The sequence below is a fragment of the Mariniflexile gromovii genome, from assembly GCF_017814435.1.
In the GTDB taxonomy this organism is placed as follows: domain Bacteria; phylum Bacteroidota; class Bacteroidia; order Flavobacteriales; family Flavobacteriaceae; genus Mariniflexile; species Mariniflexile gromovii.
The window spans coordinates 102559-127040 of sequence record NZ_JAGJCB010000012.1 but is presented as its reverse complement, the minus strand read 5'-3'; the positions used below and the strand labels follow the sequence as shown (position 1 = coordinate 127040).

Sequence of the window (24482 nt, the reverse complement as noted above, 5' to 3'; positions counted from 1 at the left end):
AATTAATTTGTACAACGAAATAAGATTACACTTATCTTTAGACTTTAGAACACCAAATATGGTATACAAATTAACAGCGTAAATCAATTTTTAACCTGTAGCCATATTTCAGGACAAGACATTAAAAAACTAATTTTGAGTAATACAGGATTAATAAGACAATTAAAGAAAATAACCCAGCAAAATAAGGAAAATGAGGTATTTGTAAAAAAATCGAGAAATATTGGTCGCCCTTCATTTTGGTCTTTTCTGGCTATTATCATTTCTTTAATTTCAATATACTTACAATTTTTTTATATCAATTACGACCTACGTTTGAATTTAGTGGATGGATTTATAAAAAATGATACTTTAAGGTGTCAAATTATTTACCATAATAGAGGAAATCAAGATGCTACAGTTTTAAACTCTAAAATTGAGCTTTATCCAAAAAATCAAAAGAAAAAGAATAGTATTAAACTTCCTCAAAGAAAAATACCACTAATTATTTCTAATGGGAATCAGAAATATGAGGAAATGAAATTCTCGATCAATTTCAATAATTATAATTTAGATTCTTGGGGCTATACTGTTGAAGATACATTAGCTGTTGAATTAATTTTTGAATTTTTAAACGATAATAATTACAGATCGGATAAAAGGATCATTTGTGGTTGGATAAAATTAGATAGTCTTCAGAAGATAGAATATTATTTATCAGAAAATAATAGTGTTGAATTGAAGTCAAATAAATATTACACCAATAGTTATAATTATGATTGATAAAACTATTGCAATAAAAAACTAAGTAAAAATTAGTCTGTAAACATACTAATTGAATAAACATTAAAAAAACTAACTTATCAACCCCATTAATTCAGAGCAATATAGCTTCAATTTGAAGTTTTAATCACCCAATTCCCTCTAATATTATCCGCCTAATTATTCTGTGTAATATTTCATAAATAATATTTCCAGTTTACTATTTGGTTATCAAACAGAATATTGTACATTTGCAAACTCTTTTTGAAAGAGGAATGTTTAATAAAAAATAATTAATAACGTGGACACATTAAGCTACAAAACAATTTCAGCCAATAAAGCAACTGCAGATAAGCAGTGGGTTTTAGTTGACGCTGAAGGACAGTCTTTGGGCCGTTTAGCTTCAAAAGTTGCAAAACTTTTAAGAGGTAAACATAAGCCTAGCTTCACACCACACGTTGATTGTGGTGATAACGTAATTGTTATCAACTCAGAAAAAATCAACTTAACCGGAAACAAATGGAACGATAAAACGTACATTCGTCACACAGGTTATCCAGGTGGTCAAAGAAGTTTAACTGCTACTGAATTGTTTGGGAAAGACCCATCAAGAGTGGTAGAAAAATCAGTAAAAGGAATGTTACCTAAAAACAAATTAGGTGCAGATTTATTCCGTAACCTTACAGTTGTTGTTGGTACAGAGCATGCACATGCTGCACAAAAACCAAAAGCAATTAACTTAAACGAATTCAAATAATGGATGTAATTCACAAAATTGGCCGTAGAAAGACGGCTGTTGCTCGTGTGTATGTAGCTTCAGGAACTGGAGCCATCACGATTAATAAAAAAGACATAACTGCTTACTTTCCTACTGCAACTTTACAGTACAAAGTAAAGCAACCTTTAGTTATGACTAACAATGATAGCAACTTTGATATTACAGTAAATGTATTAGGTGGTGGTATCACTGGTCAAGCTGAAGCTGTTCGTTTAGCTATCTCTCGCGCTATGTGCGAATTGGATGCTGAAAACAGATTGACACTTAAACCAGAAGGTTTATTAACAAGAGATCCAAGAATGGTAGAGCGTAAGAAATTCGGTCAGAAGAAAGCGCGTAAGAAATTCCAGTTCTCTAAACGTTAATACCAGATTTCGAGATTTCTATTGGTTTGTCACACTGAGCGCGGTCGATGTGTCTTTTCAATATAAATTTCAAATCAAACAAAAAAAATTAACTCAGTTATTGTTGTCCTAGTTGTAAAAAACAGGATTTAGTTTAGCATCTAAATGAAGCCTAAGGCCTAAAGCCAAAAAGGAACATTGCTAATTCAACAGAACGTAAACTATTACAAAATGGCAGTAGAAGTAAAAGAATTACTTGAAGCAGGTGTACATTTCGGTCACCTTACACGTAAGTGGGATCCAAACATGGCGCCTTACGTATACATGGAGCGTAACGGCATCCATATTATAAACCTTTACAAAACAGCAGCTAAAATTGACGAAGCTGGCGAAGCATTAGCTAAAATTGCAGCTTCTGGTCGTAAAATTTTATTTGTTGCAACAAAAAAGCAAGCAAAAGATATCGTAGCTGAAAAAGCAGGATCTATCACAATGCCTTACATCACAGAAAGATGGCCAGGTGGTATGTTAACTAACTTTGTTACTATTAGAAAAGCTGTTAAAAAAATGGCTTCTATTGATAGAATGAAGAAAGACGGTACGTTCTTAACGCTTTCTAAAAAAGAACGTTTACAAGTAGATCGTTTAAGAGCTAAGTTGGAAAAAAACTTAGGATCGATTGTAGACATGACACGTTTACCAGGTGCATTATTTGTAGTTGATATCAAACGTGAGCACATCGCTATAAAAGAAGCTCAAAAATTAAACATTCCTATTTTTGCAATGGTTGATACCAACTCTGATCCACGTCAAGTTGATTATGTAATACCTGCAAATGATGATGCTTCTAAATCTATCGATAAAGTATTATCTTATGTAACAGCATCTATTGCTGCTGGTTTAGCAGATAGAAAAGCTGACAAAGATACAGACCAAGATGATGACAACGAAGTAGTAGCACCAACAAAAAAGCGTGCATCTAAAGCGGTTGTTACAGACGAGGAAGAATAATTAACAATTTCACAATACGAATAAGTCGTTTAATTATTTTCTTTACAGGAATATTTGAACGACTTTTTTAAATAAAAAACATATGGAATCTACAGTAAAAATTACAGCAGCTGAGGTTAACAAATTAAGACAAGCTACAGGTGCAGGAATGATGGATTGTAAAAAAGCTTTAGTGGAAGCTGAAGGCAATTTTGACAAAGCAATTGAAGTTTTACGTAAAAAAGGACAAAAAGTTGCAGCTAACCGTGCAGACCGTGAGTCTTCTGAAGGAGCTGCCATCGCAAAAGTGAATGCAGACAATACCGTAGGTGTTGCTATCGTTTTAGGTTGCGAAACGGACTTTGTTGGTAAAAACGAAAATTTTATTGCTTTAGCAGAGCAAATAGCTGATTTAGCATTTACAGTAAATACAAAAGAAGAGCTTTTAGCTGCTGATTTTGGTGGCATGACTGTGGCTGATAAATTAATTGAGCAAACAGGTGTTATTGGTGAAAAATTAGATATCAATGCTTTTGAAAAATTAGAAGCACCTTATGTTGGTTCTTACGTTCACATTAACAAAATTGCTGCTTTAGTAGGTTTAAGTGCCAATGTAAAAAATGCTGAAACATTATCTAAAGATGTTGCAATGCAAATAGCATCTATGGGAGCTAGCACATTATCCTACAAAGATTTTGACCCTGCTTTCATCGCATCAGAATTAGAAGCTAGAATTGCTGTTATTGAAAAAGACAATGAAGAATTAGCACGTTTAGGTAAAACGCTTAAAAATGTACCACAATACATTTCTATGGCGCAATTAACTCCTGAGGTGTTAGCTCAAGCTGAAGAAGATGCAAAAGCACAATTAAAAGCTGAAGGAAAACCAGAACAAATTTGGGACAAAATTTTACCAGGTAAAATTGAGCGTTTCATTTCTGATAACACAACTTTAGACCAAGAACAATGTTTATTGGATCAAAACTTTATTAAAGATGAGAAAATAAATGTTGCTAAATATGTGGCATCTTACGGAGATGTTGCAATCTTAGGATTTAAACGTGTTGCTTTAGGGTAATATCAAATTCCTGTGAAAACAGGAAACATAATATCAAAACCACTACTTTTTTAAAGTTAGTGGTTTTTTTTATGTGTAATAATGTCCTTAAATTATAAGAATACAGCAGGTTTTAGGTCATTTACTAAGCTGATATTCGCGTTAGGGGTTGCAGCGGAAAGCCCACAGCGACGTAGGAGCGAGGACTTGTAGCCCTTCGTCTGCGCTCAGGGTAAATTACAAACCCGACCCTTTAGGGTAACGCCCTAAAAAATAAAAATTTATTAACGTGTGCCGTTATTTTGATAAAATGGACTTCGGTAAACAACAAAAAATTATGTAGTTTTGCTGAACTTTCAAAAAACTATGATGAAATATAAAAGAATTCTTTTAAAACTTTCTGGTGAAGCCCTTATGGGAGAACGCCAGTACGGTATCGATCCTGAACGTTTAGCCGAATATGCAAAAGATATTAAAACCATAACCGATGAAGGTGTTGAAGTTGCCATAGTCATTGGTGGTGGCAATATTTTTAGAGGTGTAGCAGGGGCTAGTAACGGTATGGACCGTGTACAAGGAGACCATATGGGTATGCTAGCAACCGTTATTAATGGTTTAGCGCTACAAAGTGCTTTGGAAGATGCTGGTTTACCAACACGTTTGCAATCTGCCGTACACATAAACCAAGTTGCAGAACCTTTTATACGTCGTAAAGCGATGCGCCACCTGGAAAAGGGACGTGTTGTTATTTTTGGAGGTGGAACAGGGAATCCTTATTTCACTACAGATTCAGCAGCTGTTTTACGTGCCATTGAAATTGAAGCCGATGTGATTTTAAAAGGAACACGTGTGGATGGTATTTACAATGCCGACCCAGAAAAAGATACCAATGCTGTTAAATTTAATTTTATTTCGTTTGACGATGTGTTGCGAAAAGGCTTGAAGGTAATGGATACTACGGCATTTACCTTAAGTCAGGAAAATCAACTACCAATCATCGTATTCGATATGAATAAAAAAGGAAATTTACTTAAAGTGGTTTCTGGAGAAAAAGTTGGTACCGAAGTGAACCTTTAAACTTGGCGTAATTTTTGAGTATTTGATTGAAAAAGTTTGATATTATGAACGAAGACATACAATTTATATTAGACACCGCAAAAGAAGCTATGGATAATGCCATTAAGCATTTAGAAAAGCAATTTGTTAATATTAGAGCAGGTAAGGCAAGTCCTGCGATGCTGGGAAGCGTTATGGTTAATTATTACGGTGCGCAAACACCAATAACCCAAGTAGCCAATATAAACACGCCTGATGGTAGAACGATTACGGTGCAACCATGGGAAAAAAATATGCTTCAAGAAATTGAAAAAGGCATTCAAATAGCAAACTTAGGTTTCAACCCCATGAACAATGGCGATACCATTATTATTAATGTGCCACCATTAACAGAAGAACGCAGACGCGATTTGGCAAAACAAGCCAAAGCCGAAGCTGAAGATGCTAAAATTGGAGTTCGTTCAGCAAGAAAAGATGCTAATAACGATATAAAAAAATTAGACGAAGTATCTGAAGACCTTAAAAAGAACGCCGAGGTGGATGTGCAACATTTAACCGATAAGTACGTTAAAAAGATTGATGACCTTTTCGATAACAAAGAAAAGGAAATTATGACTGTATAATTTTAAGAGGCTGTCTGAAAAGTGTAGTTCTATGTCATATTGAGCTTGTCGAAATATTTATGCTTACTGATAATCAATATCGGTTTCGACAAGCTCAACCTGACAAATAAATCTTAATGCACTTTTCAGGCAGCCTCTTTTTTTTTAAAACTTTAGCTTTGCATTGTACCTATGTTTAAATATTGTATCCTTCTGGTTTTCGCTTTTTTTGTTACAATATCCCAGGCACAATCTGCTAGTGAAACCTATATAGAAGCGGTACAAGATTCGGTTAAAAAAAATGCTTTGGTTAAAGGTCTTGCCAACGGTTATATACCCACCAAATACTTCAATTTCGATTTAAGATATCTTATAAAATATAACCAATACGAGGGCATTCGCACAGGAATTGGAGGTATTACTAATGATGCATTTTCAAAAAAAGTTAGAATAAACGGATATACTGTTTATGGATTTAGAGACGATGCATTTAAATACAGTGTTGGCAGTAGTTTTAGGCTAAACGAAGAAACCAATACATGGCTAACGCTTTCCTATACCGACGACTTGCAAGAAACCGGTAGCACCAAATTTTTAACGGATAAACGCATTTTTCAGTTTTTCGAACCTCGGTTGCTCAATATCGATTTGTTTCATAAACATATTACAAAAGCCATTGCACTTGGACATCAAATATCAAATAACCTGAATGTAGAAACCGAATTTTCAGAAAGCTATATTAAGCCCACCTATAGTTACGGTTATGTAACCGAAAACGGTGTGTTGAATACCTTCAACTTAAGCATGGCCAAATTTGCATTGCAATGGAGCCCATTCAAAAGTTTTAAAGCTTCTGAAGCCCCAACTAAAGAGAACAACTATCCATTAGTAACCCTTCAATACACTAAAAGTTTTAAGGATGTTCTTAAAAGCGATTTAAGTTTTTCAAAAGTAGATTTTAGAACCATCCACCAAATAGGAAAAAAGGACGGTAACCTTTCTGAAATTACTTTGGTAGGGGGTGTTGCCAGCGGCGATATTCCGTTAACCCATTTATACCACGCCTACCCAAATAACATTACAAAAGAAACGATTATGCAACGTTTTTCGGTTGCTGGCACCAATAGTTTTGAGACTATGTTTTTCAACGAATTTTTTTCTGATAAGTTTGCAACCCTTCAATTGAAACATTTCTTAAAACCATTTAATATTTCAGAACGCTTAAAACCGCAAATGGTTTTAATTACAAGGCTTGCCATTGGCGATACCAAAGAACCTGAAAGACACCAAAACGTTACTTTTGGCTCCCTTAATAAGGGTTATACAGAGTCGGGTTTTGAAATAAATAAATTAATTTTCGGTTTTGGTTTAAGCTTAACTTACCGCTATGGCGCCTATCATTTACCCGAGTTTGGTGATAATGTTGCTTTTAAGTTTACATTTAACTTGACTTTATGAGGTAATACCCTCATTTTTTCTACCTTTGCGCAACTTTTATTTATGGCATGTTAAAACTTTTTACCAAGGATTTTTGGGACGTTATCGCAAGGCTAATTTTACGTAATAAAATTGGTATTCTTGTTAGTATAATTATCATTACCATTTTATTTAGCACGCAATGGAAAAATATGCGTTTTTCCAATACCGAAGCTAACCTTTTACCTGACGACCACGAAGTAAATATTACCTACAACAATTTTTTGAAAAAATTTGGTGAAGAAGGGAACCTTGTCATTATTGGTGTAAAAGACAGCACGTTGTTAACTGTTGATAAACTTAATGCTTGGAACGAATTAGCAGATGGTTTTAAAAAATATAAGGAAGTAGAAACGGTTATCTCTGTTAAGGACCTTCAAAAACTGGTAAAAGATACCCTTCATCAAAATTTCAGCTTACAACCATTTATTAAAGATTCAATCACATCTATTTCTCAAATAAATGAGCTTGAAGACGAGCTTTTCAACAAATATCCATTTTACGATAATTTCTTGTTCAACAAGAAAACTAAAACCATAAGAACCATTATTTATCTTGATAAAGCCATTGTAAACACTTCGGCTAGAAAAGAATTTATACTAAATGAATTGGTCCCTAAAATTGAAGATTTTGAAATTGCCACAAATTTAGATGTTCGTGTTTCGGGCATGCCCTACATTAGAACGTTAAACGCCCAATTAATAATAGATGAAATTGTTTGGTTTGTTCTAGCTGCACTTTTTGTAACCTCGCTTATCTTCTTTTTCTTTTTTAGGTCGTTTAGAGCTACTTTAATTTCACTGGTAGTGGTGTGTATTGGGGTTATGTGGACGCTTGGAATTCTTGGTGCCTTAAACTACGAAATAACGGTTCTAACAGCGCTTATTCCGCCGTTAATTATTGTTATCGGGATTCCAAACTGTATCTTTTTAATTAATAAATACCAGCACGAAGTAAAATTACATGGTAACAAAGTAAAATCGTTACAACGCGTTATTACAAAAATTGGAAATGCCACGTTAATGACCAATGTAACTACCGCTTCTGGTTTTGCAACTTTCATTTTTACTGAAAGTGCCCTTTTAAAAGAATTTGGTATTGTAGCTTCATTAAGTATCCTATCCATTTTTATATTGTGTTTATTAATCATTCCAATTATCTACACTTTTTTGCCTTACCCTAAAGATCGCCATTTAGAGCACTTGAATAAACGTTGGATTGGTGGTTTTGTAGATTGGATGGAACGCATGGTAAAACATGAGCGTATTGCCATTTATTCAGTAGCCTTGGTGTTATTGATTGTTAGTATCATTGGCATTTATCAAATAAAGATTTCGGGAAGTTTGATTGAAGACATGCCCCAAGATTCGGAATTTGTTAATGATATACGTTTTTTTGAAGATGAGTTTAATGGTATCATGCCTTTGGAATTTATGATTGACATCAAGCGCAAACAAGGTGTTATGAAACTTTCTACCCTAAAAAGAATGGATGAATTGCAGGAAACCATTAATGAAACGCCTGAGTTATCGAAACCTATTTCGGTGGTCGATTTGGTTAAATATTCCAAGCAAGCCTATTACAACGGGAATACCAAGTTTTACCAACTGCCAACTTCACAAGAAAACAGCTTTATTTTATCGTACGCTAAAAACTCGACATCAAACGTCGATTTACTAAAGAATTTTATAGATAGTACGGGGCAATACGCCCGTATTACCACCTTTATGAAAGATATTGGTACCGATAAAATGGAACGTATTGAAGAAAATATCCAAACCGAAATAGATAAACTTTTCCCAAAAGACCGTTACGAAGTAACCATGACTGGAAAAGCTTTGGTGTTCCAAAAAGGCACCACGTATTTGGTGAAAAATCTAGCAATTTCTTTGTCGCTTGCCATTCTTTTAATTGCGCTGTTTATGGCGTATATGTTTAGGTCTGCACGTATGATTATTGTTTCACTTATACCAAACCTAATTCCGCTTTTAGTAACTGCCGGATTGATGGGCTATTTAGGTGTCCCTATAAAACCTTCAACCATTTTGGTATTTAGTATCGCTTTTGGTATTTCGGTTGATGATACCATTCACTTTCTAGCCAAATACAGACAAGAATTACAAGCCAACAACTGGAAAATTAAAACATCGGTTTACGGTGCGTTGCGCGAAACCGGGGTAAGCATGTTTTACACCTCCATCGTGCTGTTTTTTGGTTTCTCCGTATTTACCATCTCTAGTTTTGGTGGCACGGTGGCTTTAGGGGCTTTGGTATCTGCCACACTGCTTTTTGCTATGTTGTCTAACCTATTGTTGCTTCCTTCGTTACTTTTATCTTTAGAACGCAGTATTGCCAATAAGGAAGTTTTGAAAGAACCTGCCATAAATATTATTCCTGAGGAAGACGAAACAGACGAAGAAAATTCCAATATTTAAAAGCCAAATTCCAATCTTCAACAACTTTTGGAATTTGGTTTTTAGAATTTGAATTTTCATCTACGAAACCTTTATATTTACATTACTAAATTTTAATGCTTATGAAATTACGTACTATTTCAGAATTATTATCACAAGATTTTGTTAGTTCTGAAGTTGATATAAAAGGATGGGTTAGAACTTTTAGAGCGAACCGGTTCATCGCTTTAAATGATGGTTCTACAATTAATAACATACAATGTGTGGTCGATTTTGAAACTTTTGACGAAGCGCTTTTAAAACGTATTACCACAGGTGCCGCCATACATGTAAAAGGCGATTTGGTTGAAAGTCAAGGTAAGGGGCAAAAAATGGAAATTCAAGTAAAAGAATTGAAAGTGTTAGGAGATTCCGATCCTGAAACTTATCCAATTCAGCCCAAAAAACATTCCTTTGAATTTTTAAGGGAAAACGCCCATTTACGTACCCGAACCAATACGTTTAGTGCGGTAATGCGTTTGCGTTCTGCATTATCATTTGCCATTCATAAATATTTTAATGAAAACGGTTTTTACTATGTACACACCCCAATTATTACAGGAAGTGATGCCGAAGGTGCGGGAGAAATGTTTAGAGTAACCAATTTAGATCCTAAAAAACCACCATTGAATGAAGAAGGTCATGTAGATTATTCTAAAGATTTCTTCGGAAAAGAAACCAATTTAACCGTTTCTGGCCAATTGGAAGCTGAAACTTACGCCATGTCTTTAGGAAAAGTGTACACGTTTGGACCTACTTTTAGGGCTGAAAATTCAAACACATCCCGCCATTTAGCTGAATTCTGGATGATTGAACCCGAAGTAGCTTTTATGGATTTGGCTGGTAATATGGATTTAGCCGAAGATTTTATGAAATACGTGCTAAAATATATCCTTAAAAACAACCGTGAAGATTTAGAGTTTTTAGACGCCCGATTAAAAGACGAAGACAAATCAAAACCACAAAACGAACGCAGCGAGATGGGTTTAATCGAAAAATTAAACTTTGTAACCGATAATAATTTTAAACGTGTAAGCTACACTGAAGCGATTGATATTCTTCGAGACAGTACCCCAAACAAGAAAAAGAAGTTCAAATACATAATCAAAGATTGGGGAACGGATTTACAAAGTGAACACGAACGATTTTTAGTTGAAAAGCATTTTAAATGCCCTGTTATTTTGTTCGATTACCCTGCAAACATCAAAGCATTTTACATGCGTTTGAATGATGATGGTAAAACCGTTCGCGCCATGGATATCCTATTCCCGGGCATAGGTGAAATTGTAGGTGGTGCCCAACGTGAGGAACGCTTAGAGGTTTTAAAACAAAAAATGACAGCTATTAATATACCTGAAGAAGAACTTTGGTGGTATTTAGATTTACGTAAGTTTGGTACAGCGTTACATGCCGGTTTCGGCTTAGGTTTTGAACGTTTGGTTATGTTTGCTACAGGTATGAGTAATATTAGAGACGTTATTCCGTTTCCTAGAACACCACAAAATGCGGAATTTTAGTTTTTATTCAGACCTGTTAGGTTTTTAAAACCCAACAGGTCTTTATAAGAAATAGTTTCATATTTTTACAAAAACCAAATCGCAATATGCTTAAACAACATTTACAGTTTAAATTATCCCAAAAGCTATCGCCGCAACAAATTCAATTGATGAAATTGATACAGTTGCCTACACAAGCTTTTGAACAACGTTTGAAGCAAGAACTTGAAGAAAATCCTGCATTAGAAGGAGGGAAAGAAGAATTGGAAAGTGATTATGATTCTGATTTTGACAATTCAAATGATGAATTTAACGATAGTGAAACGATTGGTAACGACGATATTAATGTAGATGAATATTTAAGTGATGATGAAATACCCGATTACCGCACACAAGCCAATAACTACAGTAGTGATGATGAAGAAAAAACCATGCCCTATGCCGCAGGTACTTCGTTTACCCAACATTTAATTAATCAGTTAAATACCTACAGACTTGATGATGAGGAATACGAAATAGCCGAATTTTTAGTTGGAAGCGTTGATGAAAGTGGTTATATACGTCGTTCGTTACCAGATATTATGGACGATTTAGCCTTTACGCAAAGTGTTTATACTACGGAAGAAAAAATAGGGAAAGTGCTTAAAATTGTGCATCAATTAGATCCAGCAGGTGTTGGTGCCAGAAATTTGCAAGAATGTTTAAGTATTCAATTACATAGAAAAGAAAAAACACCCGATATCGAATTAGCTATTGAAATTATCGATTCTGCATTCGACCAATTTACAAAGAAACATTACGATAAGCTTATTCAGAAATTTGATATTTCGGAAATTCAATTAAAAGATGCCATTCGCGAAATTGAGCATTTAAACCCAAAACCCGGTGGCTCGTATGCTGGTAACAATAAAATTGTAGAACATGTAGTGCCGGATTTTGCCATTAGAATAGTTGATGGTGAACTGGAATTAACACTTAATGGCAGAAATGCGCCAGAGCTTCACGTATCCAGAGAGTATAATAACATGCTTAAAGGCTATAAAGAGTCTAGCGACAAATCGAAGTCGCAAAAAGATGCCGTTTTATTCATTAAACAAAAATTAGATGCCGCCAAATGGTTTATTGAAGCGATTAAGCAACGCCAACAAACCTTATTCGTTACCATGAGTGCCATTATGCACTACCAAGAAGAATATTTTTTAACAGGTGATGAACGCAACCTAAAACCCATGATTTTAAAAGATATTGCCGATGAAATATCAATGGATGTTTCAACGGTATCAAGGGTTGCAAATAGTAAATATGTTGATACGCCTTACGGGACTAAATTAATAAAAGAATTCTTTTCAGAATCGATGACAAACGACCAGGGAGAAGAAGTTTCTACCAGAGAAATTAAGAAAATTTTAGAAACAGTTATAGAGGAAGAAGATAAAAGAAAACCATTAACCGATGAAACTTTAGCTTCAATTTTAAAGGAAAAAGGCTATCCAATTGCAAGACGTACTGTTGCGAAATATAGAGAACAATTAGACATTCCAGTAGCTCGATTACGAAAAAAAATATAATGGATCGTATTTTAAAAAGTATCTCGTTTATTTTTCATCCATTATTTATGCCTTTAGCTGGTGTAGGGTTTTACTTTTATATTTCGCCACGTTTTACCCCCGGTGAAATTATATATGCCAAACTTATATCATTAGCTATACTAACCATCATATTACCTGTTTTAATATACTTTTTATTAAAAACATTGGGTAAAATACAAACTGTTTATTTAAGAACAACCAACGAGCGTATTTTGCCTTTGGCTTTAAATTGTGTGATTATATTAATTGTGATGCTCCGCATTTTAGTGCAATCACAATTTGAAGAGCTTTATTTCTTTTTTGTTGGTATTTTAATTTCAACAATAACATGTCTAATATTAGCCATTTTCCAATTTAAAGCAAGTATTCACATGATTGCCATATCTGGGCTTTTTATGTTTTTTATTGCTTTAAGCATACACTTTAATATCAATATTAACGATATACTTGCATTAATGTGCATCATAAACGGCGCCATTGCCACTTCTAGGTTACATGTAAAAGCACATACCTATATAGAGCTTATTATGGGTTTTTTTGTTGGTGTACTGCCTCAATTAATCTTAGTGAATTATTGGCTTTAGATTGAATTATAAAATATAGAACATCAACCCAACTTTAAGGGTATTGGTTTTTATATCGTTTCCATTCATAATGGCATCTTTTGAAAAAATTGGATTTAAACCATAGTATAAATATAAATTCCATGTATTGTAACCTGCTGAAAGTGTTAAACCATACAGAAGCTTGTTGAAACCATCCATGTTGCGGTGTTTAAAGGCTCCTAAGTCTCCATTATACTTTGTTGTACTAGTTACCAAGTAACTCAATTTAAAACCGGTATAGATGCGCCAAAACTTAAACTCTGTGGGCGTTGATGTACGCCATCTAAACTCTACAGGAAGTTCTATTAATTGGTTTGTGTATTTGTTTTTAGAATAAGTAGCAGCATCATCTAAAATAGTATAAGTTAGGTTGCCATTGCCATCTTTGTTAATAAGTAAATTGTGATTGAATGAGTTTAATGAATATCCCAAACCAATACCAATAGCTACATTTCTTGTCTCATTTAGCGGCATATCTTTTATCATACCAAAATGAATACCGCTTGAAAACCCACTTTGCTTTAACCCATTTGGTCTTTTTCCTAATAAATTATAAGTGGTGCCTATGTAAAATTGATCTTCTTTATAAAAATTATCAACACTAGGAATACTATCTTCTTGCGAAAAGCATATATGAACACTAAGTAAAGTGAGTAGGGTAATAAAGAAAGATTTCATTTTCAGTATTTATAATATATTATACAAACATACCATATTTATTAAAACGGGAGTTATTAAAAATAAAAGGCGTTTTGAAATTTCAAAACGCCTTTTATATAAAATTAAGAATATAGAAATTAGTTGTTATCCATTACAGAACCTTTCTTAGTAGTGTAATTTATTTTAAGCGCATTTACTTTACGTAACTCTTGCTTAATATCGCCAATTAATCCCATATTAGCATCTTTATCTACCTTTAAAGCAGTAGTTAAAAACGGAATTAATTCTTCTCTTTTTGAAGCACGTTCTGCAGCAATAAAAGCAGCTATGTCATTAACATCAGCAAAATCATCATTAAGTTGAATTCTGGTTTCTGTACCATAATTTCTGTAATTAGCACTTGGTTTACCTGCATAGATATACATAACCAAATCCTTCTTATCTAATTTTTCAACCTGATCTGCAAATGGTAAATTATTCTCAATCTTTAAGGTGTTCTGTCTCATAACAGTTGCAACCATAAAAAAGAATAATAACATAAATACAATATCTGGTAATGATGCTGTTGATATTGCAGGCATTTCGCCTCCTTGTTTCTTTTTAAATTTAGCCATAATAATGTTTAAATTTTAATTTTGTACTTCTGAAAGCTTTTGAGGATACTCGATTTTTATTTTTTCGAGGTCTGCTTTTAGCTTTGTTTTATCTCCTGGCCAATTAACATCATTAAGGTTCGCTTCCATTTCAACAAAAGATTTACCATATAAACCTTGTGCTCTAATATTTCTTAAATCGTTATACGCTGCTACTAATTCGTTTTGAACCGCTATATACGCTTTATAAGATGTTTCCCGCTCATTCTTTAATGATATGACTGCCTTATCTGGGTTATCAGAAGATTCAGGATCTTTCTTGCCATTACAATAACCACAAGTACCATCGCCACCATTATCTAAAAATTCCGTAGCTGCCTGTCTTAAATCTTTAAGCTCCATAATCTCATCTTCAACGAGCAATTGATCTTTACCATTTAAAAGTACAGTAAAAATATTTTTCTGCTTAATGATAGGCGGCTCAACGTTATCTTCAATAGGAGGTAACTTTCTGTTTAATCCAGAATCCGTTTCAATAGTAGTTGTTACTAAGAAAAATATTAATAGCAAGAACGCAATGTCGGCCATGGAGCCTGCATTTACTTCTGGTGCTGCTCTTTTTGCCATAATTTATTTATTTAATAGTTTTTTTGCACTTGAAAGGAAAGTTGCAACTATTGCAACTATTGCAAGAATATAAAAAGCATATAAGCCTGCTCCTACGTTCTTAGAGATACTTTCTGTAATGCCCAAACCTTTGTCGTTAAATTGCTTTAAATCTAAATCTTTACCAGACGATATCATATAAGAAATTAAAATAACTACCAAAAACAAACCAACAGTCGTTAACGTCTTTTTAATATTTCCTGCAAATATGCCTTTAAGCACATATATAAGTATTAAAGCTATTACAATAAATAGTACGATATAAGTAACTACTAATATATTGTCTATCATGCTATCTGAATCTGTCGTCATTAGCAATAGTGCAAAAACAGCTCCAATAATACCAAGAGCAAAAGCTAGATACTTGAGTATTTTATATAAATTCATGATTTTTTGTTTTTAATTATTACCTTTTATTTCTAATTAATAAGTCCATTAATGTGATAGAAGCATCTTCCATATCATTAACGATACTATCAATTTTAGCAATAATGTAATTATAAAAAACTTGAAGAATCATTGCAACAACAAGACCAAATACTGTTGTTAAAAGTGCTACTTTAATACCACCAGCAACAAGTGATGGTTGCATATCTCCAGCAGCCTCAATTTTATCGAATGCTTGAATCATACCAATTACCGTTCCCATGAACCCTAACATTGGTGCCAAAGCGATAAATAATGAAATCCAAGATACATTTTTCTCTAATTGACCCATTTGAACACCTCCGTAAGCTACAACCGCTTTCTCAACAGCATCTAAACCTTCATCGGTTCTATCCAATCCTTGGTAATAAATAGAAGCAACAGGGCCTTTTGTGTTTCTGCAAACTTCTTTTGCAGCTTCAACACCTCCAGAAGCTAAAGCGTCTTCAACCTCTTGAGTTAATTTTTTTGTGTTTGTAGTTGAAAGGTTTAAAAAGATAATTCTTTCTATAGCAATTGCTAGACCAAGAATTAAACATAATAATACGATCCCCATAAATCCAGGACCTCCTTCAATAAATCTCTTTTTTAATTCTTGATGAAACCCAAGTTCTTCAGCCGGTGCTGCAGTGTCATCTTCTTGAGTCATACTTGCTACAGTTGTTGCAACTGTACTTGTGTTTGCATTTGTAGTTGCATTAACAGTTCCAAAAGCCATCATTCCTGTAATGGCAAGGATAGAAAATAATCTTTTCATGTTCTAAATCTTAATTTTATTAGTTAATTAATGTGTTAAAGATATAAAAAAAATACAATAAAAAAATAAAAATAACAGCAGAGAGGAAGGGATTCGAACCCTCGATACCCTTTTGAGGTATACACACTTTCCAGGCGTGCGCCTTCGACCACTCGGCCACCTCTCTATATTTTAATGTACTTTTTTATGGATGGGCAAATAACAAAAAAAACTTTGAACGTTAAAATTTTATAAGTTAATTTTAAAACAATTCCCCTCTTAAGGACTTTTCAAAGGTTTTTTTAAATGTTTTTTTAGGGATGTTTTCCCCTAGCATATACATTAATTTGCTAATGGCTGCTTCGGTGGTCATGTCTTTTCCAGAAATAACCTCTATGGTTTTCAATTGATTACTGGTTTCATAGTGTCCCATCATTACACTTCCTCCCACACATTGTGTTACATTTATAATAGGTACACCGCGATTAATAGTTTCTTGCAAAAGATTAATAAACCATGCTTCTGTAGTACAATTTCCGGAGCCGTAGGTCTCTAAAATAACCGCTTTTAAGCCTGGAGTTGTTAAAACTGCCTTTAAAAAAGACGAAGTTATGCCCGGAAACAGTTTAATCAATGCAATATTGGTGTCTAAATTTTTATGGACAATTAGTGGTTTTTTTAAATCTGGTTTTAATAAATAATCGTGATTGACTTTTAAATGTACTCCAGATTCTGCTAATTCTGGATAATTTAATGATGCAAACGCTTTAAAATTTTCTGCATTTAATTTGGTTGTTCGGTTAGCTCGGTACAATTTATATTCAAAATACAAACAAACTTCTTTTACTAATGGCTTTCCGTTTTCTTGTAACGATGCCATTTGAATGGAAGTAATTAAATTTTCTTTTGCGTCGGTTCTTAAATCGCCTATAGGTAATTGTGAACCTGTAAACACCACGGGTTTTGCTAAATTTTCCAACATAAAACTTAATGCTGAAGCGGTATAACTCATGGTATCACTTCCATGAAGTACTACAAACCCATCAAATTGTGTGTAGTTTGATTCAATTATTTCGGCAATTTGAACCCAATACACAGGATTCATATTACTGGAATCAATAGGTTTTTCAAAAGAAACGGTTTCAATAGCACAATCCAAAAGCTGTAATTCGGGTATTTTGTCTAAAAGGTTTTTAAAATCGAAGGCTTTTAATATGCCTGTTTTAAAATCTTTTATCATGCCTATGGTACCACCTGTGTAAATAAGTAATATGTTTGGTTTTGCCATTTGATTTACGATTTTGATTTACGAATTACAATTTTTGATTTATATTCCAAACACATCTTTAGAATTTTGAGTAGTTACACGAGCTACTTCCTCTAAAGATACATTATATATATATGATAGTTTTTCCAATACCTTTATTAGATATACACTTTCATTACGTTTACCTCGGTAGGGTACTGGAGCTAAATATGGTGAATCGGTTTCTAAAACAATATGCTTCAAATCGATTTTATTTAGAAACTGATCAATTTTTCCGTTTTTGAACGTTGCAACGCCACCAATACCTAACTTCATATTATAGGACATGGCTTGATGCGCCTGTTCTAAAGTACCTGTGAAGCAATGAAAAATCCCAAATAAATCATTGTCTTTTTCGGTTTCTAAAACTTCAAATATCTCATCAAAAGCTTCTCGGCAATGTATAACGATGGGCAACTTGTGTGTTTTAGCTAATTGAATTTGGTATTTAAAAGCTTCTTGTTGAATGCCCAAAGTGGTCTTGTCCCAATATAAATCAATACCAATTTCACCTACAGCATAAAACTTTCGCTTTGCGAGCATCTCTTCAACATGGTTTAACTCCTCTTTATAATTATTTTTAACATGAGTAGGGTGCAGGCCCATCATTAAAAAAACATTTTTGGGATAGTTTTTTTCCAATTGGAACATGGATTCTGTATAGGTTGAATCGATGGCGGGAATAAAAAAACGCGAAACTCCTTCATTTAATGCCCGAGTAATCATGGCATCTCTATCTTCATCAAAAGCTTCACTATATAAATGGGTGTGGGTATCTGTAATTATCATGTGGTAAAAATAATGAAGTATTTAAAGTTTGACACGAATTTTACAAACTTTCATAAATGCAAAAAGACCTCACAGGTTTTAAAACTGTAAGGTCTGATATAATCATTGGAATTTTTGTAGGCCTCGACTCTGCTCGACCAGATAGCATTTAATCTAACTTTTTAATAAGTTTTTGTGCTGCTTTATAATCTTCGGCATCTTCTGGAATGGTTTTTAATATTTCCAAGCAATCATCATACTCCTCTTGTTTTAGTTTGCTTAATGCCAAATACCACGTCGCCTTGTTTTTATATACCGATTGCCCTTTGCTTAAACCTATTAATAAGCCTTCGGCTGTATCAAATTTGTTTAATTCTAAACTGGCTATGGCTCTATAAAATTTCAATTCGGTATTATCTTTATCCATAAGCATTAAACTTTTAAAAGCTTCATCCGCCTTAGCAAAATCTTTTGAATTAAAAGCATTCTCAGCTGTTTTTAATAAAGCATCTTGGTCGCCTCTTACGGTTAAATTAATGCTATCATAATTTGCGAAATCTTCATAAACCGGACTTGAAAAGTTGTTAAATATGGTGAATCCAATTAATAACAAAATACTTGCTGCCATGGCAAATTGCCAAGGTTTAAAACTTATTACTTTTTTAGGGGCTTTTTGTTTTTCAAAATAGGAGTTTGAAATATTTTTTAAATTATTGTGAAATGCTGCTGAAGTGGCTTCATTTTCAAATTTATGTTCTAAAAACGATGACAATTCTTTATAGGTATTAAAACTTTCGTTGAATTTTGAATCTGTTTTCAATCGCGTTTCAAAAGCATCTTTTTCAGTTTCAGAAAGTGCTTCTAAAATGTAATTTTCAAATAATATATAATCTTGCTCGTCCATAGTGGTTAATTATTAAGTAGGTTAAACTTAGGTGATGATTGAACCAGCTCCGTTAATTTACCAATACATAAAGATTTCTTTTTTCTAGCATAAGCATAGGTTACACCTAAACTTTCAGCAACTTCTTCCATCGATTTTATTTTGAAGGTTGCCGTTAACAAATCTTTACAAGCGGTTCCTAGTTTATTGAACATTTCTGTAAATAAGGCTTGTTTTTCGCCAAACAGATCAGTTTCAAAAGCTAGTTCTTGAGCGTCGTCACCTTTATATAAGATCTCCTCTTTAATTGTTACCTCTTTATTTGAAGATTTTTTTAATTCATTTAACCATTTGCGCTTACATAGTAAAAAGAAATAAGCATCAAACGGACAGGTTAATTCCAGTTTTTTTTCATTTGCTTGATTATATATAGTAATTAATGAGTCCTGTATAATGTCTTGGGCTTGGTCACTATCGCCACTATTCTGTTTAATGTAATTAATAACCTTGGGCGCAAACTTATCATAAATGGCTTGTATAATAAAGGAGTTGTTTTTCAACAATCCATCTATATACTTTTGGTCTTCATGTATTTTTTTTTCGCTCATTAACCCTTGTATTTACTGCTAATTTAAAAAAACTTTAAAATAAAAGGGTAACAATTATTAAATGGTTTTGATATAAGGGTGTAACAGAAAAGATTACGAAACAAAAATTTTAATAATCCATAAAAATTTAGAAATCATGAAAAAATCAATTTTAATTATCGCAACAGTAGCTTTTTCAATATTAAATATAAACGCTACTAATGAAAACAAGACCCTTAACACTTCAACTGAAGTTGTAACATTTACAAAAGAAAACATTGCTCAAGTATTTGACTGGAAAGTAGAAACAGACAAAGGTATTTATTCAGGAACATCCCTTTCACTTGATAGCGCCAAAGAAATGATTGCTTTATCTAGCTCAGGAGAAATTGTTTTAGGAACCGAAATCCAAAGCTATTTGGTTTTAAAATCTGAAACAAGCAACAGAAACTATTTCTGGGAAGTTGAAACCGAAACAGGCTCTGCAAAAGGTTATGCCTCTTCTGAAGATTATGCTAATAAAATGATTGCTTTAGTTGCTTCAGGTGATGCGATTGTATCAAAAATAATCATCAGTCAACCTCAACAATAAAAAAAATCACCAAAACAGGGTAACAAAATAGTTGCCCTGTTTATATAATGGTATAACCCCTAAATTAAAAATCATGAAAACTTTTAAATCACTTTTATTTTCATTTTTTGTAGTGCTGATTAGTAGTTGCGACAACGACAACGATCCCGCAAATAATGTTTGCGATACTGCTTATGTGTCTTCTGCCATTACAACTGCTTACTCTACTGCTAATGGCTGCGACGATATAGAAACTATGGATTTAGAAACCCATGAATATTCAATTAAAATTAATGCTGCGGGAGAAATTTGTAGCATAGGTTATCAAAACCCTAGCACCTACACTGGCGGCTATACCATGGAAGTAACCAATACAACTACAGGCACATCATACAGTGGTGTACATACTTTTTCTCAAGCTGGTTTAGATTACCAAACTATAGGAACACCTGTTCAAGTTAATTCTGGCGATATCATTACGGTAAAAAGAACCATTTTACCTGGATATACCATGTTAAACCAAACCATTGGTAGGGTTTTAAGAAAATCTAACTACACAGATGTCCCTTATCCAATAACCCAAGGAAACGTAGAATTTTTAAGTTCTAATTTTTATGGCACAGGCGGGCCAGTTCCAAATTTCGCACAACCATACATTGCTTTAGGCTTTCAAGTTTATTAAAAAAATAAAAAATAATTACCCAAACAGGGTAACAAAATAGTTGCCCCGTTTATATAACAATGAATAACAATTAAACCCAAATTATCATGAAAAATTTAAAACACATTTTAGGAACACTTTTAGTAACTGCTTTAGTATTTACAAGCTGTACAAAAAACGACAACGACGATTTAGTAATTCCTGCAACCGCAGAGGAATTCAACGCCATTAAAGATCAGGCTTTAGAAAACATTACACAAAATTTTCAGTTTAATGCTGAAGATGGCTCTACAACATTCACATCAGAAAACGGTGTAGAAATAACCATCAATGGTTCTTGTTTAACCAAAAACGGAAATGCTGTAACTGGCGTTGTAGATATTGAATTTGTTGAAATATTTAACAAAGGCACTATGCTTACCACCAATAAACCTACTATGGGAATTTTACCAAATGGCGACAAGGCTCTATTAATTTCTGGTGGCGAATTTTTTGTAGAAGCTACACAAAATGGCGTTACTTTAGATACTAGTTGTGACTTTCAATTAATTATCCCTGCGGCCTTAACTGGCGGTCCAGATAACGATATGATTTTATGGGATGGTATTATTGATGAAGATGGAAACCTTGCTTGGGCCGAAAACAAACGTGATGGCGCAAACGGTCAAGGCGGTGTTTTTGCAGAAGGCAACAATTACTACGCATTTATTGGCGGTTTTGGATGGTCTAACGTAGATAGATTCTATAATGACCCAAGACCAAAAACAACCATTCTAGTTGATGTTCCAGAAGGTTACAACAACACAAACTCTTCAGTGTTTTTATCTTATGATGGCGAAGATACAGGTCTTGCCAATCTAGATACTTACGATCCTGTTACAGGTTTATTTAGCGAACATTACGGACAAATTCCTATCGGATTAGAATGTCATGTTATTTTCATCTCAGAAGATGGTGGCGATTGGAAATACGCTATAAAAGCAGCAACTATTGTAGAAAACGGCATCATCACAATAAACGAAAACGAAACCTCAGTAGTAACCGAAGCACAACTTACAACCATAATCAATGGTTTACCATAAACATCTGTCCATGTTTACAACCTACTTAAAAATCATGGTTTGCCACAATTCTTGACCTACTTTTTTTATCCCAGAGACTTTAGTTTCTGGGATTTTATTTAGACCTCACAGGTTTTCAAAAATCTGTGAGGTCTTCTAAAATTTAGTAAAAGGGTAACAAAACACCTGCTTTGTTGATATAATAGTATAAAAGGATACATCATGAAAAAGTTTGTTATCATATTCATTATAGTCTGCATAATATTATCAATTATATGTGCAAATGTTTCTGTAATCTTATCTAACTTACTGTAATTATAAAAATAGATACACATTAAAACAATTTGATAAATATCTCTTTTCGTATATTTAAAATCTATTTAAACTTTATAAGCATGAACAAACGGTTTTCTTTTCTATGTTTATTTTTAATTACTGTTTACAGTTATGCCCAAAAACTAATTGTAAACGATACACTAACGCGCGTTGCTACCATTAAAAACACAACCAATGGCAACGAGGTCATTTTCACCCCCGAAACACCTGCTTTAAACCAAATTGCGGGTGCACCAAAAGCCTTTTACACCCATTATTGGGAATTTGGCGATGGCCATTATAGCACCCAAGAAAACCCAAAACACACTTATAAAAAACCTGGTGAGTACGAAGTAAAATTATGGGCAACCAATAATTACGATACCGGAAAACCTCCAACCACCCGACCTAAAAAAATTGCCATAAGCAACATAACTACCGAGTATAATGATGTGGCTACTATGGATGAAGATTTCATACTAAAACGCAACCGCGAACCCGTTCCAGATGAAGAAATGGTAGTTATATTAAGCTATAAAAACCCAAAAGATTATACTACAAACGGAAAATTATATCTGTTTTACAATGAACACCAATATAAAGCCAATAATTTCGAGTTAACCGAAACCAGAACCTATAACAATGAAAAAAATATTGATGCCGAAGGCTTCGCTTTTACCCGAAATATTGATGACGATGGCACCTATTTGGCAAGTTCAAATAACGATTTCATAAACGCTCGAACTTTTGCGCAAGATTCTACCGAAAAAACCAATTTGCCATTAACCATTGCAGACTCTAAAGCCTTTTATAAAAACTGGAGCCTTTTAGAGTTTAATGACATGAAACCAAAAGAAGAACGCAACATCTTTTTTAGTTTAAAAACAACGCCAGAAATGCTTAAAGATACCAGTGCCATTATTTCGGTGCGTGGTATTTATGTGCCCGATGCCAATTACGATAATCATAAAGTAAAGGATATGGAAATGGAAATCGTAACCTCGCACGATCCTAATAAAATGTCATCAAACGGTACGTTTATGAATTACCGCTTGGTACGTTTTAAAACCTTGAAATACAAAATCAAGTTTCAAAATAATGGCGAAGGTCCTGCACGTACCATTCGGTTAGAAACAGATATTCCTGATATGTTGGATAAATCGACCCTAAAGGTTTTGGACATGTACCCCAAGTGCGATATTTGCCCAAAAAAAGAAGTGTTGTACAGTTGTTTAGACACCACGTTTACCGATACCCAGGCTATTTTCACTTTTAAAAATATTTATCTTCCCGGAAGCGAACAAAAAAACGTAAAGGAATATGATTCTACCAAAGGGTTTGTAAAATACAGCATCAAATTTGCCAAAGATTTTCACAAACAAAAAACTAAAAGTAAAACTGCCATCATTTTTGATAAAAACGACCCGATTATTACCAATTATTCCACGACACGTTTTCTACCGGGGATTTCAATTGGTGCAAAAGTTGGGGTGAATTCCTTTTCAGATTTAAACAATTCTGAAAGTTACTTTTTTGGAGCTACTTTGTCTCCATATAAATCATATCGTTGGTATTGGCAGTTGGAATTGATGAATAATTTTCATAACTATGATTCCGAAACCAATGTAACAACAGAATTTATACAAGATGCGCAAGGCACCAGGACCTTACAACGCACCACAACAAGTAATTCATTTGAAAATATTGATTGGGATGTACCCGTTTTGTTACGCTATAATGTGAATAATTATATAGGACTTGGAGCTGGTTTACAAAACACCATTTCATTAAGCGAAAAACAAGAGCAATCGGTTTTAGTTGAACAATTTGAAGGCGACACCACAGATGGCCCTGTAATTAGCACTAAAGAAGACACCAATAATGTATCCAATTCATTTACCAATTTAAGAACAGGTTTGTTGTTTGAGGCTACAGCAGGTTTTGCTAGAATTGGCCCCAGTTTAGGCGCGCGCTATATCATGAATTTTGAAAAAGATTTTAACTACTGGCAATTCTACGCCATTTGGAAATTCTGAGAACCTAAGGTTCTTTTGGCAACACA

General features: G+C 33.7%; 25 protein-coding genes and 1 tRNA gene. 16 read left to right on the top strand and 10 right to left on the bottom strand.

The window, feature by feature from the left end; translation table 11 throughout:
* The first annotated feature begins 135 nt into the window (after window positions 1–135).
* The 12 genes from J8H85_RS12825 (at window position 136) to J8H85_RS12770 (ending at window position 13166) form a co-directional block, all read left to right on the top strand.
* The gene (locus J8H85_RS12825; protein ID WP_209655602.1) at window positions 136–762 is read left to right on the top strand and encodes a hypothetical protein; all 627 of its coding nucleotides are present in this window, start codon (window positions 136–138) and stop codon (window positions 760–762) included.
* Window positions 763–1042: 280 nt separating this feature from the next.
* Window positions 1043–1498, top strand: coding sequence for a 50S ribosomal protein L13 (rplM, locus tag J8H85_RS12820; RefSeq protein ID WP_209655601.1), 456 nt, complete (start codon window positions 1043–1045; stop codon window positions 1496–1498).
* Complete coding sequence (gene rpsI, locus J8H85_RS12815; RefSeq protein ID WP_132214408.1) at window positions 1498–1884, top strand: 30S ribosomal protein S9; 387 nt, start codon at window positions 1498–1500, stop codon at window positions 1882–1884. The genes rplM and rpsI overlap by 1 nt, the downstream gene beginning before the upstream one ends.
* Before the next feature lie 210 nt (window positions 1885–2094).
* Window positions 2095–2874, top strand: coding sequence for a 30S ribosomal protein S2 (gene rpsB / locus J8H85_RS12810; protein WP_209655600.1), 780 nt, complete (start codon window positions 2095–2097; stop codon window positions 2872–2874).
* An 82-nt stretch (window positions 2875–2956) separates the two neighbouring features.
* Entirely contained in the window at window positions 2957–3931 is a 975-nt protein-coding gene (gene tsf / locus J8H85_RS12805; protein WP_209655599.1) for a translation elongation factor Ts, read from the top strand.
* Window positions 3932–4279: 348 nt separating this feature from the next.
* Window positions 4280–4987, top strand: coding sequence for a UMP kinase (pyrH, locus tag J8H85_RS12800; protein ID WP_209655610.1), 708 nt, complete (start codon window positions 4280–4282; stop codon window positions 4985–4987).
* Between the two features lie 44 nt (window positions 4988–5031).
* Window positions 5032–5589: a ribosome recycling factor gene (frr, locus tag J8H85_RS12795; protein WP_209655598.1), complete on the top strand. Its 558-nt coding sequence runs from the start codon at window positions 5032–5034 to the stop codon at window positions 5587–5589.
* 171 nt (window positions 5590–5760) lie between these two features.
* Window positions 5761–7026 (top strand): hypothetical protein, encoded by a 1266-nt coding sequence (locus J8H85_RS12790; RefSeq protein ID WP_209655597.1) that lies wholly within the window; start codon window positions 5761–5763, stop codon window positions 7024–7026.
* 47 nt (window positions 7027–7073) lie between these two features.
* Window positions 7074–9479, top strand: a complete 2406-nt coding sequence (locus J8H85_RS12785; RefSeq protein WP_209655596.1) for an efflux RND transporter permease subunit — start codon at window positions 7074–7076, stop codon at window positions 9477–9479.
* Between the two features lie 101 nt (window positions 9480–9580).
* Window positions 9581–11014: an asparagine--tRNA ligase gene (asnS, locus tag J8H85_RS12780; RefSeq protein ID WP_209655595.1), complete on the top strand. Its 1434-nt coding sequence runs from the start codon at window positions 9581–9583 to the stop codon at window positions 11012–11014.
* An 86-nt stretch (window positions 11015–11100) separates the two neighbouring features.
* Window positions 11101–12561 (top strand): RNA polymerase factor sigma-54, encoded by a 1461-nt coding sequence (gene rpoN, locus J8H85_RS12775; protein WP_209655594.1) that lies wholly within the window; start codon window positions 11101–11103, stop codon window positions 12559–12561.
* A complete protein-coding gene (locus J8H85_RS12770) occupies window positions 12561–13166 on the top strand; it encodes a hypothetical protein (RefSeq protein ID WP_209655593.1) in 606 nt (201 codons plus the stop codon). The genes rpoN and J8H85_RS12770 overlap by 1 nt, the downstream gene beginning before the upstream one ends.
* 6 nt (window positions 13167–13172) lie before the next feature.
* Here the strand turns inward: J8H85_RS12770 and J8H85_RS12765 are convergent, their stop codons facing one another.
* The 10 genes from J8H85_RS12765 to J8H85_RS12720 all read right to left on the bottom strand — a co-directional run bounded on the left by J8H85_RS12765 (window position 13173) and on the right by J8H85_RS12720 (window position 19833).
* Window positions 13173–13865 carry a porin family protein gene (locus J8H85_RS12765; protein WP_209655592.1) on the bottom strand — a complete coding sequence of 231 codons (693 nt, stop codon included), beginning with the start codon at window positions 13863–13865 and terminating at the stop codon, window positions 13173–13175.
* Between the two features lie 119 nt (window positions 13866–13984).
* A complete protein-coding gene (locus tag J8H85_RS12760; protein ID WP_209655591.1) occupies window positions 13985–14461 on the bottom strand; it encodes an ExbD/TolR family protein in 477 nt (158 codons plus the stop codon).
* 15 nt (window positions 14462–14476) lie between these two features.
* Complete coding sequence (locus J8H85_RS12755; protein ID WP_209655590.1) at window positions 14477–15067, bottom strand: ExbD/TolR family protein; 591 nt, start codon at window positions 15065–15067, stop codon at window positions 14477–14479.
* Window positions 15068–15070: 3 nt separating this feature from the next.
* Entirely contained in the window at window positions 15071–15493 is a 423-nt protein-coding gene (locus J8H85_RS12750) for a hypothetical protein (RefSeq protein WP_209655589.1), read from the bottom strand.
* 19 nt (window positions 15494–15512) lie between these two features.
* The gene (locus J8H85_RS12745; RefSeq protein WP_209655588.1) at window positions 15513–16289 is read right to left on the bottom strand and encodes a MotA/TolQ/ExbB proton channel family protein; all 777 of its coding nucleotides are present in this window, start codon (window positions 16287–16289) and stop codon (window positions 15513–15515) included.
* Window positions 16290–16367: 78 nt separating this feature from the next.
* Window positions 16368–16455, bottom strand: a tRNA-Ser gene (locus tag J8H85_RS12740).
* 75 nt (window positions 16456–16530) lie between these two features.
* On the bottom strand, window positions 16531–17556 hold the full coding sequence (locus J8H85_RS12735) for an asparaginase (protein ID WP_209655587.1): 1026 nt from the start codon (window positions 17554–17556) through the stop codon (window positions 16531–16533).
* Between the two features lie 39 nt (window positions 17557–17595).
* On the bottom strand, window positions 17596–18363 hold the full coding sequence (locus J8H85_RS12730) for a TatD family hydrolase (protein ID WP_209655586.1): 768 nt from the start codon (window positions 18361–18363) through the stop codon (window positions 17596–17598).
* A gap of 148 nt (window positions 18364–18511) precedes the next feature.
* Window positions 18512–19246 carry a tetratricopeptide repeat protein gene (locus J8H85_RS12725; RefSeq protein ID WP_209655585.1) on the bottom strand — a complete coding sequence of 245 codons (735 nt, stop codon included), beginning with the start codon at window positions 19244–19246 and terminating at the stop codon, window positions 18512–18514.
* A gap of 5 nt (window positions 19247–19251) precedes the next feature.
* The gene (locus tag J8H85_RS12720) at window positions 19252–19833 is read right to left on the bottom strand and encodes an RNA polymerase sigma factor (RefSeq protein WP_209655584.1); all 582 of its coding nucleotides are present in this window, start codon (window positions 19831–19833) and stop codon (window positions 19252–19254) included.
* A 136-nt stretch (window positions 19834–19969) separates the two neighbouring features.
* Here J8H85_RS12720 and J8H85_RS12715 point away from each other — a divergent pair, with 136 nt between their 5' ends.
* The 4 genes from J8H85_RS12715 to J8H85_RS12700 all read left to right on the top strand — a co-directional run bounded on the left by J8H85_RS12715 (window position 19970) and on the right by J8H85_RS12700 (window position 24456).
* Window positions 19970–20404 carry a hypothetical protein gene (locus J8H85_RS12715; protein WP_209655583.1) on the top strand — a complete coding sequence of 145 codons (435 nt, stop codon included), beginning with the start codon at window positions 19970–19972 and terminating at the stop codon, window positions 20402–20404.
* A gap of 73 nt (window positions 20405–20477) precedes the next feature.
* On the top strand, window positions 20478–21065 hold the full coding sequence (locus J8H85_RS12710) for a hypothetical protein (RefSeq protein ID WP_209655582.1): 588 nt from the start codon (window positions 20478–20480) through the stop codon (window positions 21063–21065).
* Window positions 21066–21151: 86 nt separating this feature from the next.
* Window positions 21152–22126, top strand: coding sequence for a hypothetical protein (locus J8H85_RS12705; RefSeq protein ID WP_209655581.1), 975 nt, complete (start codon window positions 21152–21154; stop codon window positions 22124–22126).
* Between the two features lie 374 nt (window positions 22127–22500).
* Window positions 22501–24456 carry a PKD domain-containing protein gene (locus J8H85_RS12700; RefSeq protein ID WP_209655580.1) on the top strand — a complete coding sequence of 652 codons (1956 nt, stop codon included), beginning with the start codon at window positions 22501–22503 and terminating at the stop codon, window positions 24454–24456.
* Window positions 24457–24482 lie beyond the last annotated feature (26 nt).

Excerpts from the sequence above, each read along its gene's own strand:
- J8H85_RS12755 (WP_209655590.1), bottom strand. The coding sequence starts at position 15,067 with ATGGCAAAAAGAGCAGCACCAGAAGTAAATGCAGGCTCCATGGCCGAC.
- J8H85_RS12745 (WP_209655588.1), bottom strand. The coding sequence starts at position 16,289 with ATGAAAAGATTATTTTCTATCCTTGCCATTACAGGAATGATGGCTTTT.
- J8H85_RS12715 (WP_209655583.1), top strand. The coding sequence starts at position 19,970 with ATGAAAAAATCAATTTTAATTATCGCAACAGTAGCTTTTTCAATATTA.
- J8H85_RS12720 (WP_209655584.1), bottom strand. The coding sequence starts at position 19,833 with ATGAGCGAAAAAAAAATACATGAAGACCAAAAGTATATAGATGGATTG.
- asnS (WP_209655595.1), top strand. The coding sequence starts at position 9,581 with ATGAAATTACGTACTATTTCAGAATTATTATCACAAGATTTTGTTAGT.
- J8H85_RS12700 (WP_209655580.1), top strand. The coding sequence starts at position 22,501 with ATGAACAAACGGTTTTCTTTTCTATGTTTATTTTTAATTACTGTTTAC.
- tsf (WP_209655599.1), top strand. The coding sequence starts at position 2,957 with ATGGAATCTACAGTAAAAATTACAGCAGCTGAGGTTAACAAATTAAGA.
- J8H85_RS12735 (WP_209655587.1), bottom strand. The coding sequence starts at position 17,556 with ATGGCAAAACCAAACATATTACTTATTTACACAGGTGGTACCATAGGC.
- J8H85_RS12770 (WP_209655593.1), top strand. The coding sequence starts at position 12,561 with ATGGATCGTATTTTAAAAAGTATCTCGTTTATTTTTCATCCATTATTT.
- J8H85_RS12730 (WP_209655586.1), bottom strand. The coding sequence starts at position 18,363 with ATGATAATTACAGATACCCACACCCATTTATATAGTGAAGCTTTTGAT.
- J8H85_RS12705 (WP_209655581.1), top strand. The coding sequence starts at position 21,152 with ATGAAAAATTTAAAACACATTTTAGGAACACTTTTAGTAACTGCTTTA.
- J8H85_RS12750 (WP_209655589.1), bottom strand. The coding sequence starts at position 15,493 with ATGAATTTATATAAAATACTCAAGTATCTAGCTTTTGCTCTTGGTATT.
- rpsB (WP_209655600.1), top strand. The coding sequence starts at position 2,095 with ATGGCAGTAGAAGTAAAAGAATTACTTGAAGCAGGTGTACATTTCGGT.
- J8H85_RS12725 (WP_209655585.1), bottom strand. The coding sequence starts at position 19,246 with ATGGACGAGCAAGATTATATATTATTTGAAAATTACATTTTAGAAGCA.
- frr (WP_209655598.1), top strand. The coding sequence starts at position 5,032 with ATGAACGAAGACATACAATTTATATTAGACACCGCAAAAGAAGCTATG.
- J8H85_RS12790 (WP_209655597.1), top strand. The coding sequence starts at position 5,761 with ATGTTTAAATATTGTATCCTTCTGGTTTTCGCTTTTTTTGTTACAATA.
- J8H85_RS12710 (WP_209655582.1), top strand. The coding sequence starts at position 20,478 with ATGAAAACTTTTAAATCACTTTTATTTTCATTTTTTGTAGTGCTGATT.
- J8H85_RS12765 (WP_209655592.1), bottom strand. The coding sequence starts at position 13,865 with ATGAAATCTTTCTTTATTACCCTACTCACTTTACTTAGTGTTCATATA.
- J8H85_RS12785 (WP_209655596.1), top strand. The coding sequence starts at position 7,074 with ATGTTAAAACTTTTTACCAAGGATTTTTGGGACGTTATCGCAAGGCTA.
- rpsI (WP_132214408.1), top strand. The coding sequence starts at position 1,498 with ATGGATGTAATTCACAAAATTGGCCGTAGAAAGACGGCTGTTGCTCGT.
- J8H85_RS12760 (WP_209655591.1), bottom strand. The coding sequence starts at position 14,461 with ATGGCTAAATTTAAAAAGAAACAAGGAGGCGAAATGCCTGCAATATCA.
- pyrH (WP_209655610.1), top strand. The coding sequence starts at position 4,280 with ATGAAATATAAAAGAATTCTTTTAAAACTTTCTGGTGAAGCCCTTATG.
- rpoN (WP_209655594.1), top strand. The coding sequence starts at position 11,101 with ATGCTTAAACAACATTTACAGTTTAAATTATCCCAAAAGCTATCGCCG.